The following is a 529-nucleotide window of genomic DNA, read 5'->3' as shown; positions in this document are numbered from 1 at the left end:
GTATGAAGTAGGAAATTTTAGAGCATATTCTTTTCTCGATAGAGGTTCTGACGAAAGACAGTATAACTGGCCCGGAGTAGACCTTCCAGTGGCTTCGGTTACGAAGACAAAATACGGTGAATATAAGGAGTATCACACTTCTCTTGACGACCTAAACTTTATTACTCCTTTAGGACTAAATCAGAGCTATGAGTTTTACACTAAAATTATTGATGTGCTTGAACACAACGCCAAATACAAAAGCACCACTCTATGCGAGCCTCATATGAGTAGAAGAGGTTTGTATCATGCAGTGTTTCACATCAATTACAGTAAAAGCGTAAAAATTATGATGGACTTTATGACTTATGCGGATGGCTACAAAGACTTGGTTGAAATCGCAGACACAATAATGGTTTCCGCATATTCTCTAATTGAAGTGGCAAATACGCTAAAGAAAGAAGGTCTTATCGCATGAGAGTTCTACTACTTGGTGGTAACGAGCACAGTCTTGAGCTAAAGGCTTGGCTTGAGGAAGTAGGGGAGGAAG

At 39.7% G+C, this 529-nt stretch carries 1 protein-coding gene; it reads left to right on the top strand.

Features of this window, described 5'->3' with window-relative positions; all coding sequences use genetic code 11:
* Positions 1-457: DUF4910 domain-containing protein (locus NZ519_14155; protein ID MCS7029895.1), on the top strand; the 457-nt coding region annotated here is incomplete at its 5' end.
* Positions 458-529 lie beyond the last annotated feature (72 nt).

This window comes from Bacteroidia bacterium, assembly GCA_025056095.1.
Classification (GTDB): domain Bacteria; phylum Bacteroidota; class Bacteroidia; order JANWVE01; family JANWVE01; genus JANWVE01.
Note: the sequence above shows the minus strand (reverse complement) of the source record. Positions and strands in the feature narration are given on the sequence as shown.